Annotated in this window: 12 protein-coding genes; all 12 read right to left on the bottom strand. The window is 69.0% G+C overall.

Annotated features, from left to right (window positions below; translation table 11 throughout):
• Positions 1 to 381, bottom strand: coding sequence for a type II toxin-antitoxin system VapC family toxin (locus ABD648_RS02310; RefSeq protein ID WP_282217116.1), 381 nt, complete (start codon positions 379 to 381; stop codon positions 1 to 3).
• A complete protein-coding gene (locus ABD648_RS02305) occupies positions 378 to 635 on the bottom strand; it encodes a hypothetical protein (protein ID WP_282217115.1) in 258 nt (85 codons plus the stop codon). The genes ABD648_RS02310 and ABD648_RS02305 overlap by 4 nt, the downstream gene beginning before the upstream one ends.
• 39 nt (positions 636 to 674) lie before the next feature.
• Entirely contained in the window at positions 675 to 2,258 is a 1,584-nt protein-coding gene (locus ABD648_RS02300; protein WP_282217114.1) for a Rieske 2Fe-2S domain-containing protein, read from the bottom strand.
• Between the two features lie 112 nt (positions 2,259 to 2,370).
• Positions 2,371 to 5,661: a DEAD/DEAH box helicase gene (locus ABD648_RS02295; RefSeq protein WP_282217113.1), complete on the bottom strand. Its 3,291-nt coding sequence runs from the start codon at positions 5,659 to 5,661 to the stop codon at positions 2,371 to 2,373.
• A 54-nt stretch (positions 5,662 to 5,715) separates the two neighbouring features.
• The gene (nusB, locus tag ABD648_RS02290) at positions 5,716 to 6,126 is read right to left on the bottom strand and encodes a transcription antitermination factor NusB (RefSeq protein ID WP_282217112.1); all 411 of its coding nucleotides are present in this window, start codon (positions 6,124 to 6,126) and stop codon (positions 5,716 to 5,718) included.
• A 3-nt stretch (positions 6,127 to 6,129) separates the two neighbouring features.
• Positions 6,130 to 6,690 (bottom strand): elongation factor P, encoded by a 561-nt coding sequence (gene efp / locus ABD648_RS02285; protein ID WP_282217111.1) that lies wholly within the window; start codon positions 6,688 to 6,690, stop codon positions 6,130 to 6,132.
• A gap of 111 nt (positions 6,691 to 6,801) precedes the next feature.
• Positions 6,802 to 7,242: a type II 3-dehydroquinate dehydratase gene (aroQ, locus tag ABD648_RS02280; protein WP_282217110.1), complete on the bottom strand. Its 441-nt coding sequence runs from the start codon at positions 7,240 to 7,242 to the stop codon at positions 6,802 to 6,804.
• Entirely contained in the window at positions 7,239 to 7,790 is a 552-nt protein-coding gene (locus ABD648_RS02275) for a GNAT family N-acetyltransferase (RefSeq protein WP_282217109.1), read from the bottom strand. Before ABD648_RS02275 ends, aroQ begins: the two co-directional genes overlap by 4 nt.
• Positions 7,787 to 8,875 carry a 3-dehydroquinate synthase gene (aroB, locus tag ABD648_RS02270; RefSeq protein ID WP_282217108.1) on the bottom strand — a complete coding sequence of 363 codons (1,089 nt, stop codon included), beginning with the start codon at positions 8,873 to 8,875 and terminating at the stop codon, positions 7,787 to 7,789. The genes ABD648_RS02275 and aroB overlap by 4 nt, the downstream gene beginning before the upstream one ends.
• Positions 8,872 to 9,390 (bottom strand): shikimate kinase, encoded by a 519-nt coding sequence (locus tag ABD648_RS02265; protein ID WP_282217107.1) that lies wholly within the window; start codon positions 9,388 to 9,390, stop codon positions 8,872 to 8,874. The genes aroB and ABD648_RS02265 overlap by 4 nt, the downstream gene beginning before the upstream one ends.
• Positions 9,374 to 10,603, bottom strand: a complete 1,230-nt coding sequence (aroC, locus tag ABD648_RS02260) for a chorismate synthase (protein ID WP_282217106.1) — start codon at positions 10,601 to 10,603, stop codon at positions 9,374 to 9,376. Before aroC ends, ABD648_RS02265 begins: the two co-directional genes overlap by 17 nt.
• 62 nt (positions 10,604 to 10,665) lie before the next feature.
• Positions 10,666 to 11,478, bottom strand: a complete 813-nt coding sequence (locus ABD648_RS02255) for a shikimate dehydrogenase (protein WP_282217105.1) — start codon at positions 11,476 to 11,478, stop codon at positions 10,666 to 10,668.

Raw genomic sequence — 11,478 nt, 5'->3', positions numbered from 1 at the left:
TCAGGCGCCGACGACCTCGACACCGCGCGAACGAGCGATGTCCGCCAGGCGCCGGTCGAAGGTGGCGAGGGTGGCGCCGAACGATTCGGCCGTCGCGAGGACGGCGCAGTCCGGAAGCGTCATCGACGAAGCGGCCCGCAGACGCGCGATCTGCACGGGCTCGTCGACATTCTCGTCTCGCCGAAGCAGTCCGAGGGAGTCGATCCTCGCAAGATCATCCAGCTCGGTGCCCCGCCGCGCTGGGTGCACGAGCGCCTCGGCAAGGGTCAGCGGGTGGATGAGCAGATCCTCCTCGGTGTCGAGGATCTCGAACGCCGCGTCCTGATGAACGTCATCCGTCGCCAGGTGAGCGATGAGCACCCCGGCATCCAGGACGATCACTCCGGCCAGTCCTTCCGCAGGTCTTCGAGATACCCGGGTGGATAGTCGATCGTCCCTCGTGTCGCCTCGAGCGCCGCCCGTCGCGTTGCTCGCTTGGCAGAGCGTTCCGTGGCGAGCACCTCAGCACCGAGCACGGCCAGTCGCCCGACCAGCTCGGACTTCGGCAGCCCTGGCCACTTCTGCTCCGCGAGTTCGATCGCGTCACGGAGCTGCCCGGTCTGAGTGACCTGAATTCGAGTCAAGGTGGTCGGCATGCCCACGAGAGTACCACCTCAGCACCCCGGTGGTACAGGTCAGCTCGCCTGAGGCAGGGCCTCCCCCGGCACACCCGTCTCCACGATCCGCGATGACCGGATCGGATGACCGCTCGTGGTCAGGCAGCGTCCGGTCTTCAGGTCCCACTTCCAGTCGTGCATGCTGCAGGTGAGGATGCCGTCCGCGTCGACCTTGCCGGTCTTCGTGAGGTCCGCGCGCAGGTGCGGGCAGCGTCGCTGCACGACCCAGTCGCCGATCTCGGCATCCTCGGTCTGGTCGGTCTGCTCCTGGTACCAGTTCTCGACGTACTCGATGCGGTCGACCGACAGGCACTTGAGGAACGTGGTCAGGAACTCGTTGAACTTGCCGCTGCGACCGACCTGGAACTGCATCGACAAGAAGATCGAATTCGACCAGTCGATCTCGCGATCGCGGATGTTCGTCGAGACGAGGTCGGCGGGGATCGTGTACCAGTAGATGCACTCCTCCCCCGCGTACTCGCGGACCTTCGCCCGAGGGAAGTCGACGACCATGTCGAGCTCGCCGATCTTGAATCGCACGCATCCGCCGACCCCGAGGCGAATCGTGCGGGACTTCTTCAGCAGCGGCTCCCACCACGTCTTCAGCGTCTCGAGCATCTCCGCCGGCGGGATGACCTCGGCGCGCGAGGCCTCCTCGTCGCGGATCTCCTGCTGGCGGCTCGCCCGCTGCGACTCGAGGTAGTCCCACTTCTCGTCGAAGATGTGCGCGAGCTCGGCATCCGTGTAGAGGGACTGCTCGGTGGTCACCGACGCGCCCTCGACCGTCACGACGGTGCCGGGGACGAAGAGGTGCCCGTCATACTGCGGCGCGAGTTCCTTCATGTGCGCGAGGAACTGCTTCTGGTCGGTGAAGATCGACTCGCCGTTCTTGCCGATGCCGTTGAAGTCGAACAGGTCGTCGCGCAGGAACATCGGCGGTCCGGCCATCGGGAAGACGTGCGTCGCGTCGACCTTCTCGATGTAGTACATCGCCCGCTTGTTCTGCGCTTCGCGCTTGAGCTTCGCGAAGTTCTGCTTGGCGTCGAGCGGCAGGTCGTAGACCATGGGCCACCAGATCGCGCCCGAGACCTGGGTGAAGTAGGCGTCGGGCTTGCCGAAGCTCAGCAGCTTCTCGAGGTCGAGGGGGTGCGAGTCGTTCTGATTCAGCACGGATGCGGTGCCGTCGTCGACGCTCAGCGACGAGTCGCCGATCGGGCCGTCGCTCGGGGCGCGGAGCGGTGTGATCATGATCTTCAGATCGCCGCGCTCGATGATCTGTCCCGCCGGCGCGTAGGTGATGTTCGTGTAGCCGAGGGCGCGGATGTCCTGCTCGAGATCGTCGATCGGGTACTCCGGCAGCAGTACCTCGATGTCCTTGCGGATGTACCGCTCGAGCAGCTTCGGGTCGAAGTGGTCGCGGTGCCGGTGCGAGATGTAGAGGAAGTCGGCCTCGCGGCCGAAACGCTCCCAGTCGAGGCCGCGGTTGTCGGGGAACGGGAACCAGGATCCGTAGAAGGAGGGTCCGAGGACGGGGTCGCAGATGATGTTCCCGCCCACCGTCTCGATGAACATCCCGGCGTGGCCGAGTCCCGTGATCCGCATTGCATTCCTCTCGAAAGTGAACCGTACGAGTCTACCGACGGCCTCCTGGGCGCCCGCGGAGACGAGCCGTGAATACTCCCGCCGACGGGGCGAGGTCGGCCGGCGACACGTCTCAGTCGTCGAAGAGCCCGCGGATGTCGTCGGCGGTGAGCGACTGGGCGAACAGTTCCTGGTCGTCCATCACCGCCGTGAACAGCCGCGCCTTGCGCTGCTGCAGCTCGCGCACCTTCTCCTCGATCGTCCCGGCCGAGATCATGCGATAGACGAAGACCTGGCTGGTCTGGCCGATGCGATGCGTGCGGTCGATCGCCTGCGCCTCGGCCGCCGGGTTCCACCAGGGGTCGAGCAGGAAGACGTAGTCGGCCTCGGTCAGGGTGAGTCCGAATCCACCGGCCTTCAAGCTGATCAGGAACACGACCTGCTCCCCCGCCCGGAATCCGTCGATCACGTCCTGTCGGCGCCGGGTCGATCCGTCGAGGTGGGCGTACGGGATGCCGGCGGCCTCGAGGCGCGCGGCGGCGAGGTCGAGGAACGAGGTGAACTGGCTGAACACCAGCGCGCGGTGCCCCTCGGCCTGCAGCTCGACCACCCTCTCGAGCAGGGTGTCGAGCTTGCTCGATCCGATGTCGGCGTCGGCCTCATCGACGAGACCGGGAGCGAGGCTCAACATCCGCAGCAGGGTGAGAGAGCGGAAGACGATGAAGCGGTTGCGGTCGAGGTCGTCGATCAGCCCGAGCACCTTCTGCCGCTCGCGCTGCAGCACCACGTCGTAGAGCGCGCGATGGGCGGGGCTCAGCTCGACCTCGAGCACCTGCTCCTGCTTCGGCGGCAGATCGGCGGCGACGATCTCCTTCGTGCGGCGCAGCATGAGCGGACGGATACGACGGCGCAGCTGGTCGAGCCGACGACGACGGTATTCACCGCCCTCCTCGTTCTCGGGGACCTTGCCCTTCTCGATCGGTTGGATGTACCGATCGCGGAACTTCCGGGCGGAGGGGAAGAGGCCGGGAGCGGCGAGCTTGAGCAGCGACCACAGGTCGGACAGGCTGTTCTCCATCGGGGTGCCTGTGACCGCGTAGGTCACATCGGCACGGAATGTGGCGATCGCCCGATGCAGCTTCGTCTTCGGGTTCTTCACGAACTGGGCCTCGTCGAGGATGAGCCCCGCCCACTCGACCGCCGCGAACTCCTTCTCATCGAGTCGCGCCACCGTGTAGGAGCTCACGACGACATCGACCCCGGCGGCGGCATCCGCGAGCGTTCCGCGGCGTGTTCCGCTCGTGGTGTCGACGAGCACCACGCGCAGTTCGGGCGTGAACCGCGCAGCCTCGGTCTTCCAGGTGCTGAGCACCGAGGTGGGCGCGAGCACGAGGAACGGCCGTCGCTCTCCCGTGTCGCGCGTGTGCTGCACGAAGGTGAGCAGCTGGAGCGTCTTGCCGAGTCCCATGTCGTCGGCCAGGATCCCGCCGAGCCGGTGCTTCCAGAGGAACGCCAGCCAGTCGAATCCGGACTTCTGGTAGGGACGCAGCTCGGCGCGGAGCGACGGCGGCACGGGGGTGGCCGGAACGCCGGTCGCCTGCCGCAGACCCTCGGCGGTCGAGCGCCAGCTCACGGCCGGCTGCGCCTCGTCGGCGAGATCCTCGAACTCCTCCCAGAGATCGGTCTGATAGCGGCTGATGCGCGGCCCGGTCTCCCACTCGTCGAGCTCCCCCGCCTCATCGATGAGTTCGCGCAGGCGATCGAGTGCCGGGTGGTTGAGCGTGAAGTAGCCGCCGTCGGAGAGCAGCAGCTTCTTCTTCCCCCTGCTGAGCGCCGTGAACAACGGGCCGAACGGGATGCTCCTCCCGTCGATCGTCACGATGATGCCCAGATCGAACCAGTCGGAATCCGTCGTCTCGACCGTCGACACCGTGACCTCGGGGACACCGGTCAGTTCGCGGTATTCCTTGCGCGTGCCGCTCGTGACGATCGCGACGCCCGCGGCCTCGAACGCGGGTACGACCTGGGCGACGAAGGCTGCCGCGTCGATGTCGTGGAACGAACCGGACGGCGCGAACCGGTTCGTCGTGTGCTCGTGCCAGACCGTCTCGAGCTGCGCGCGGCGCGCCGCCTCTGCCTCGGGGTCGCGAACCGCCGCTCGACCGGCCGCGAACGGCACGGTCCCGAATCCGCGGTACGACCAGGCGAAGGAGTAGCTGACGACGTCGCCGCGTTCGAAGGCGACGGTCAGGACGGGCTCCGGCGCGGGGATCTCCGGCAGCGCGACGTCACCGACGGTCTGCACGGCGGTGCGCCGCGCGAGGAGCGGGTACGCCTCGGCGACGAACGCCTCCTCCTCGGCTGCGGGGACCACGATGGGTCGCTGCGCCTCGAGGAGGGCGCGCACCTGCTCGCTGAGCGGGACCTCGGCGAGCGTGATCTGCATCCGGCTGCCCGACAGGACGGCGGAGTACACCCCGGAACGGCCGATCGGGTGCACAGCGGCTGCCGAGACGTCATGGCCGTCGATGGTGGCAGCGGCGGCCACGGTCAGTGCCCCGTCATCGTCGCGGGCGATCGTGGCCGTGATCTCGGCCGTGTCGGCGAAGTGCACGGTGGCGTTCTTCTGGCTGGCCACCAGAGGGATGCCGAGGGCCACCCCGGCGCGGAGATGTCCCCACAGGAGTCCGGACTCGATCTGGTCGACCACGAGCCAGTCGCCGGAATTGCCGGAGAGCAGCGAGTCGCGCGAGATGCTGAGCAGGTCGCCGAACCAGCGCGTCTGCGTCCGACCGAACTGCGAGGCATCCCGCCGCACGACATCCCATCCGGCGTGACCCTGGATCCACGCGCCGGTCTGATGGCTGCGCATCAGCGGGCGGATGGCGAGAAGCAGCTCGCCCGTCGACCGAGCGAGGTCCCTGGGCGTCGCCGGACGCACCGCGCGCGGAGCCCAGTGGTTGTCGCCCCGCGGCTCGCGATGCCGCAGCTCGACCCCGAGCGCCAGCGGACGGGTCTGCGCAGAGCTCGCGGGGTCGACCAGCGCACGCCAGGAGGGCGCTGCGGGGGTCGTCGGGGCCGGGGCGGGCAGGACGGGCTCGACGACCCGCGCGCCGCTCTGCTGCGAGTACTCGTGGACGTTCGAGGCGAGCAGCGCGGCGACGACGTGCTTGCAGGCGGAGCGCACCGGGCAGGAGCACCGGGTCGACCGGACGTGCCGCTTGCCGTTCGACGACACGAAGCCGACCTCGACGAGGTACTGCGCGCCCTGACTGCCCTTCACATGGCCTTCGAGCTCCTGCAGGTCCTCGTCCCAGACGAGATCGAGGACGTTCCCTTCCCGGAAGTAGGCGAGCCCGCGCGCGTACCCACCGGCGTCCGTGATCTGCATGAGGTCACGGAGGTCGACGTGCGGTGCGGGCATGCCCGTATCCTTCCCGCGGCATCCGACATGGGTGCCGCGACTCGGACGAACCGATCAGGAGGCGCGGGCCACCCTGGCGAGGACGCCGTGCACGAACGCACCGGAATCGTCGGTCGAGAACTCCTTGGCGAGTTCGACGGCCTCATCGATGGCGACGGCCGTCGGCACCGCGTCGTTGTGCAGGATCTCCCAGACGCCGATGCGCAGCAGGGCGCGGTCGACGGCGGGCATCCGCTCGAGCTTCCAGTCGCGGCTGTGCGTGGTGATCTGCTCGTCGATCTCATCGCGCTGGTCGATGATGCCGTCGACGATCTCGCGGGCGTACAGCCAGGAGGCTTCGCGCGAGGGCTCGCTGGCCGCACGCTTCGCCTCGGCCGCGAGGGTGACCGAGAGGTCGTCGCCGCGGACGTCGGAAGAGAACAGGATGTCGAGAGCGCGCTTACGCGCCTTCGTGCGGGCGCTCACGCCTTACTTCTCGCGACCCAGGTAGTCACCCGTGCGGGTGTCGACCTTGATCCGGGTGCCGGTCTCGACGAACAGCGGGACCTGCATCTCGTAGCCGGTCTCGACGGTCGCGGGCTTCGTGCCGGCCGAGGAGCGGTCGCCCTGCAGGCCGGGCTCGCTGTACGTCACCTCGAGGATGACGGAGGCGGGCAGATCGATGTACAGCGGGTTGCCGTTGTTCAACGCGATCGTGACCTGCTGGTTCTCGAGCAGGAAGTTCTTCGCGTCGCCCACGGTCGCCGCACCGACGGTGATCTGGTCGTAGTCGGAGGTGTCCATGAAGACGAAGCTGTCGCCGTCGGCGTACAGGTAGGTGAAGTCGCGACGATCGACGTTCTCGATCTCGATCTTGGCGCCGGCGTTGTAGGTGCGGTCGACGACCTTGCCCGACACGACGTTCTTCAGCTTGGTCCGCACGAACGCGCCACCCTTGCCGGGCTTGACGTGCTGGAACTCGATGACGTTCCAGAGCTGTCCGTCGATGCTGAGAACGACGCCGTTCTTGATGTCTGCGGTAGATGCCATGCGCTGAGAGTTCCGTTCCTGAGTCTGTGGGGCCGGCCTCTCCCGCGCGATACAGGCAGGGCCGACAGTCGATTCTACGGGATGCGCGAGGGCGGCCCGGAAACGGTCGTCTCAGAGCGAGCCGATGAGCTCCCGCACGGCGTCCGCGTAGCCGTCGATTCCTCGCCCGATCACGCGCACCGCGGCGACATCGTGCAGGTACGAGTGATGACGGAACTCCTCGCGGGCGTACACATCGGAGATGTGGACCTCGGCGAACGGCAGCGACACCCCGGTGAGCGCGTCACGCAGCGCGACCGAGGTGTGCGTGAGCCCGCCGGGGTTGATGACGATGCCGACGCAGTCGGCGCGAGCCTCATGGATCGCATCGATCAGCACACCCTCGTGATTGCTCTGGATCGCCCGCACCTCGTAGCCGAGCGACCCCGCGACCTCGGCGGTCAGACGTTCGACGTCGGCGAGGGTCGCCGTGCCGTAGACGTCGGGCTCGCGCGTGCCGAGCAGATTGAGGTTCGGCCCGTTCACGAGGAGCAGGCGCGGGTTCGCGGTCACGAGGACACACTATCCGCGGGTGCGAGTGCACGGCTCATCTCGAGCTCCGGCCCGATCGATCCGGTGAAGCGCAGCCCGGTCTCGACGAATCCCGCCCGGCGATACGCGGCCTGCGCCCGATGGTTGTCCACGTGCACGTCGAGGGCGAGCGCACCGTCTCCGAGGGAGCGCGCCCACTCGGCCGCTGCACCGAGCAGCGCGTCGACCGTGCCGCCCGCACGATTCTCGGGACGCACGAAGACGCCGACGACATCGCCGCGCGCCGCGGAGACCTCGCGTCCGTGATGGTCCGTGTCGCCCGCCTTCCAGCGGATCACCGTGACCGTGCCGACCCACTCGCCGTCCGCTTCGGCGACGAACTGCGCCACGCCGTCGCCCTCGGCGGCGTTCGCCGCACGATCGTGCCAGAACCCGTCCGGGTGCGCCGCCTCCGTCTCGTAGGAGTGCAGGAAGGCGATGGAGGCGTCCGGGTCGCGGACCGCGTCGAGACGCAGATCGCGGACCCGCTCCCCCTCGTCTGCGCGCACGCGCCGGATGACGACGCTCACGCACCGACCTCCTGGTAGGCGGCGAAGAGGAGGGACTCGTCGGGGGCCTGCAGCACGGTGGGCTTCGCGATGTCGTCGAGCAGGATGAAGCGGAGCATCCCGCCACGGCTCTTCTTGTCGCGCTGCATCGTCGCCAGCAGCTGCGGCCAGGCACCTGCGCGATACGAGGTCGGCAGGCCCAGAGACTCCAGGATCGTGCGGTGGCGCTCGGCCGCGGCATCCGACAGACGGCCGGCGAGCCGGGAGAGCTCGGCGGCGTACAGCATGCCGATCGAGACCGCGGCACCGTGCCGCCATTTGTAGCGCTCGGCGTGCTCGATCGCGTGGCCGAGCGTGTGGCCGTAGTTGAGGATCTCGCGGAGGCCGGCCTCCCGGAAGTCGTCCGACACGACCTTCGCCTTCATGTCGATGGCGAGTTCGACGGCCCGACGGAACTCCTCCGTGGTGGTGTCGACGGCCCGTGCGGGATCCGCCTCGATGATGTCCAGGATCTCCGGAGCCCAGATGAAGCCCGCCTTGACGACCTCCGCGAAGCCGGCCGTCGCCTCGTTCGGGCTCAGGCTGCCGAGTTCGTCCAGATCACCGATGACCGCGGTCGGCGCCCAGAACGCGCCGACGAGGTTCTTCCCCTCGGCGGTGTTGATGCCTGTCTTGCCGCCCACCGCGGCATCGACGAGGCCGAGGACGGTCGTCGGCACCTGCACCAGCTGCACACCGCGCAGCCAGGTCGCCGCGACGAAACCCGCGAGGTCGGTCACGGCTCCCCCGCCGTAGCCGATCACCGCATCGCTGCGGGTGAAGTCCGCCTGTCCCATGACCTGCCAGCAGAAGGCCGCGACCTCGATGCGCTTGCCCTGCTCCGCATCCGGGACCTCAGCCAGGAGCACCTCGCGCGGCCCGTTCTCCGTGTCGGCCAGCAGGCGCTCCCGCAGCTCGGCGGCGCGCGCGGCCAGCGTCGGCGGGTGCACGACGAGGATCTTGCGCACGGTCGGCGAAAGTGCGGCCGAGACCTGATCGAGCACACCCCGTCCGATCGTGATGTCGTACTCGTCGTTCCCGGTGACACTGATGGTCGTCGTGCTCATCGCTGCTCTCTCCTCCATGCCACGATCTCGTCGGCAATCCTCTGCATCGGCCGCCGCGACGTGTCGAACGTCGTCGATGCCACTTCGTCGTACCAGTCGCGCCGCTCGTCGAAGATCCGGATCCAGTTCTCGACAGGATCCTCCCCTGCCAGCAGCGGACGGTTCCCTCCGCGGATCCGGTCGGCGACCGCATCGACGCTCACCGTCAGGAAGACGACAGGATGCTTTCGCAGAAGCTCTCGCGTGCCGGCATCCGTCACCGCCCCGCCGCCGAGCGAGATCACTCCGCCGTCCGCGAGCGCCGCAGCCACGGCGGCGCGCTCGAGCTCTCGGAAATGCGGCTCCCCGTGCTCGGCGAAGATCGCCGGGATCGGGCCGTGCGCGGCGACGATCCGCTTGTCGGTGTCGATGAAGGGCACGCTCAACCGCCGCGCCACACGTCTGCCGACGCTGGTCTTGCCGGCGGCCATCGGGCCGACCAGCACCAGCGTGAGCGGGTCAGCCGCGCTCGTCATGCGCGATGAGCGCCGCCTCGGACGCCGGGGTCGTGCGCAGCTCGGCGGGGATGCCCGCGAGGTACCCCTCGAGATTGCGGCGCGTCTCGCGGATGCTGTCGCCGCCGAACTTCTCCAGCACGGCGTTCGCGACCTCGACGGCGACCATGGCCTCCGCCACGACGCCGGCAGCCGGGACGGCGCAGACGTCGGAACGCTGGTGGTGCGCTGTCGCGTCCTCACCCGTCGCCACATCGATCGTGCGCAGCGAGTGCGGCACGGTCGCGATGGGCTTCATACCCGCGCGGACGCGCAGCACGGTGCCAGTGGACATGCCGCCCTCGGTGCCTCCGGCGCGGTCGGAGCCGCGGGAGATCCCGTCGGCTGTCGCGAACAGCTCGTCGTGCGCGGCCGAGCCGCGGCGACGCGTCGTCTCGAAGCCGTCGCCGACCTCGACGCCCTTGATGGCCTGGATGCTCATGAGCGCCTGGGCGAGACGAGCGTCGAGGCGACGATCCCAGTGCACGTGCGAGCCGAGCCCCGGCGGAAGGCCGTAGGCGAGCACCTCGACGATGCCGCCGAGCGTGTCGCCGTCCTTCTTCGCATCGTCGACCTCGGCGACCATCAGCGCGGACGTCGCGGGGTCGAAGCAGCGCAGCGGATCGGCGTCGAGAGCCTCGACGTCATCCGGCGTCGGGAGGGGCGAGCCCTCCGGCACCTGCACGGGGCCGATCGACAGCGTGTGGCTGACCAGGCGGATGCCGAGCTCAGCGAGGAACGAGCGCGCGATCGCACCGAGGGCGACACGGGCGGCGGTCTCCCTGGCGCTCGCGCGCTCGAGGATCGGACGCGCCTCGTCGAAGTCGTACTTCTGCATGCCGACGAGGTCGGCGTGTCCGGGACGCGGACGCGTCAGCGGGGCGCTGCGACCACGGGACTTGTCGGTCAGCTCGACCGGCTCGGGGTTCATGACCTCGATCCACTTCGGCCACTCGGTGTTGCCGATGCGCAGCGCGATCGGGCTGCCCAGGGTCTTGCCGTGGCGGACACCGCCGGAGATCGACAGCTCGTCCTGCTCGAACTTCATCCGCGAGCCGCGGCCGTAGCCGAGCTTGCGGCGGGCGAGGTCGGCCTGGATGGCCTCGGACGACACCGGAACGCCGGAGGGCAGACCCTCCATGACGGCGATGAGTTCTGGGCCGTGCGATTCGCCGGCCGTGAGCACGCGGAGCATTGCTCCAGTCTCCCATGCGATTCACCCTGCGCTGCGCCGCGTTTCGCCGAACGCCCTCCCGATCAGAGCACGGCGCGCATGGCAGAGACCACGGCGGCCTCGTCGGGCAGCGCCGTCGACGGGTCGCCATGACGGAAGATCCGGATCTGACGCACCGCCTGATGCAGCAGCATCCCGAGTCCGGAGACCACAGCGGCATCGCCCCATCCGGCTGCGAGAGCCGACGGCCAGGGAGCGTACGCGGCGTCGAAGAGGACGCCCCCTCGCTCGGCCAGCGCCGCGGCGACCTCTTCGGGCAGGACGGTTCCGCTCGGAAGCGTCGCGATGGTCAGATCGGCATCGGCCACAGCATCGTCGAGCGACCGCGCATCGACGGAGACGCCGATGTGCTCCCCCAGCGCCACGAGGTCTGCCGCGCGCTCCGGCCGACGTGCCGAGACCTCCACGCTCTCCGCACCCAGATCGGCGGCGGCGACGAGAGCGGATGCCGCGGTCGCCCCCGCCCCCAGGATGCGCACGGACCGCGCCTCGGTGATCCCCGCCTCGGACAGCGCATCGATGATGCCGCCGACATCCGTGTTGTAGCCGGCGATGTCGTCGCCGAGCAGCAGCGTGTTCACGGCGCCCGTCAGCTCCGCATGCGCATCGCGCGTGGCGGCGGCGCGGAACGCCTCCTCCTTCAACGGCATGGTGAGCGACAGACCGCGCCAGTCGGCGCCGAGCCCCTCGAGCGCGTCGCGGAACGACGCCGCATCGACCTGCCGTCGGCCGTACTCCCAGTCGAGGCCGAGAACGCGGTAGGCGGCGGCGTGCAGGGCCGGCGACTTCGAGTGCGCGATCGGGTCTCCCCAGACGGCGAGCTGGAAGGCGCTCAC

The organism is Microbacterium luteolum (assembly GCF_039533965.1).
Lineage (GTDB): Bacteria > Actinomycetota > Actinomycetes > Actinomycetales > Microbacteriaceae > Microbacterium > Microbacterium luteolum.
This window is presented reverse-complemented; position numbering and strand designations above follow the sequence as displayed.

Excerpts from the sequence above, each read along its gene's own strand:
- aroB (WP_282217108.1), bottom strand. The coding sequence starts at position 8,875 with ATGAGCACGACGACCATCAGTGTCACCGGGAACGACGAGTACGACATC.
- ABD648_RS02265 (WP_282217107.1), bottom strand. The coding sequence starts at position 9,390 with ATGACGAGCGCGGCTGACCCGCTCACGCTGGTGCTGGTCGGCCCGATG.
- ABD648_RS02305 (WP_282217115.1), bottom strand. The coding sequence starts at position 635 with ATGCCGACCACCTTGACTCGAATTCAGGTCACTCAGACCGGGCAGCTC.
- ABD648_RS02300 (WP_282217114.1), bottom strand. The coding sequence starts at position 2,258 with ATGCGGATCACGGGACTCGGCCACGCCGGGATGTTCATCGAGACGGTG.
- efp (WP_282217111.1), bottom strand. The coding sequence starts at position 6,690 with ATGGCATCTACCGCAGACATCAAGAACGGCGTCGTTCTCAGCATCGAC.
- ABD648_RS02295 (WP_282217113.1), bottom strand. The coding sequence starts at position 5,661 with ATGCCCGCACCGCACGTCGACCTCCGTGACCTCATGCAGATCACGGAC.
- aroC (WP_282217106.1), bottom strand. The coding sequence starts at position 10,603 with ATGCTCCGCGTGCTCACGGCCGGCGAATCGCACGGCCCAGAACTCATC.